The sequence below is a fragment of the Vibrio sp. 1557 genome (assembly GCF_033340175.1).
GTDB lineage: Bacteria > Pseudomonadota > Gammaproteobacteria > Enterobacterales > Vibrionaceae > Vibrio > Vibrio alginolyticus.
This window is the reverse complement of record NZ_JAWOVZ010000181.1, coordinates 1-1,229: the sequence shown is the minus strand read 5'-3', so window position 1 is coordinate 1,229 and position 1,229 is coordinate 1. Positions and strand designations below refer to the sequence as shown.

The window sequence follows — 1,229 nt, the reverse complement described above, 5'->3', positions numbered from 1 at the left end:
AAAGCAAACTTTCGTGCTTTGTCGTTTGCTTTGCACGGTGCTTGTTGTATGTTCTTGCTCTCTACTAAACCAAGGATAAAAGAGACCCATGAGTCCATTTTTGTCATTTGACCGTGCCGAGTGGGCAGAACTGCGTAATTCTGTTCCGATGACACTCTCTGAAGACGATCTAAAGGCGCTTCAAGGCATAAATGAAAACCTCACTATGGAGGAAGCGGTAGAGATCTACCTTCCTTTGTCTCGTCTACTCAATTTATATGTACAGGCTCGCCAAAGTCGCAACTCTGTTCTTCAGCAGTTTCTAAATACCGAGGAACACGCTCCGCCATTTGTTATTGGCATTGCAGGTAGTGTGGCTGTTGGAAAAAGTACAACAGCACACATTCTTAAAGCACTGCTTTCTCGTTGGGAAAATCATCCCAAAGTCGCCTTAGTTACAACGGATGGCTTTCTGTATCCCAAAAAGGTTTTGGAAGAGCGCGGTATCATGCATCGAAAGGGTTTTCCCGAATCTTACGACATCAAACGTTTGGTAGAATTTGTTTCTGATGTAAAGGCGGGCAAGCCAAATCTTGAAGTACCTGTTTACTCACACATCACATACGACATTACTGATGAGCTAAAAAAAGTCGACCGACCTGACGTGCTTATTATTGAAGGCTTAAACGTATTACAAAGCGGTATGGACTACCCACATGATCCACATCGAGTATTTGTATCTGATTTTCTTGATTTCTCAATTTATGTTGATGCGGAAAGTGAAACGATAGAGCAGTGGTATGTTGAGAGATTTTTGAAGTTTCGCCGCGGAGCTTTTACTAAACCAGGCTCCTACTTCAGCCACTATACGCAGCTGTCGGTCGATGAAGCGAAAAATAAAGCGAAAGAAATTTGGCGCAATATTAATGGACTCAATCTGGAATTGAACATTCTTCCAACCAGAGAAAGAGCCCATTTGATCCTCCACAAAGGTGTTAACCACCTTGTCGACAAAGTATCGCTAAGAAAGTAAAGGGGCTCAGTCCCCTTTTCTCAACGAAATTTCTCCGCCAATGTAGGTTTCCAAACCATTTACAGTTTTGAGCACCACGCCACCCTGTTGGTCGATACCTTGTACCACTCCGTGTATTTCTCTCGGTCCCATAAGAAGCTTAACCGGTCGGCCGATAAAGTTGTCCAAACGATTCCAACGTTCAACAAAACCACCCAGTCCAGTCAGTTCATATTCT

At 43.4% G+C, this 1,229-nt stretch carries 1 protein-coding gene and 1 pseudogene; one reads left to right on the top strand and one right to left on the bottom strand.

Annotated features, from left to right (window positions below; translation table 11 throughout):
- The first annotated feature begins 88 nt into the window (after positions 1-88).
- A complete protein-coding gene (coaA, locus tag R7070_RS25685; RefSeq protein ID WP_318141448.1) occupies positions 89-1,012 on the top strand; it encodes a type I pantothenate kinase in 924 nt (307 codons plus the stop codon).
- A 6-nt stretch (positions 1,013-1,018) separates the two neighbouring features.
- On the opposite strand, the pseudogene R7070_RS25680 reads toward coaA, so the two are convergent.
- Positions 1,019-1,229: pseudogene (locus R7070_RS25680) on the bottom strand (biotin--[acetyl-CoA-carboxylase] synthetase); the annotation flags it as partial.

Excerpts from the sequence above, each read along its gene's own strand:
- coaA (WP_318141448.1), top strand. The coding sequence starts at position 89 with ATGAGTCCATTTTTGTCATTTGACCGTGCCGAGTGGGCAGAACTGCGT.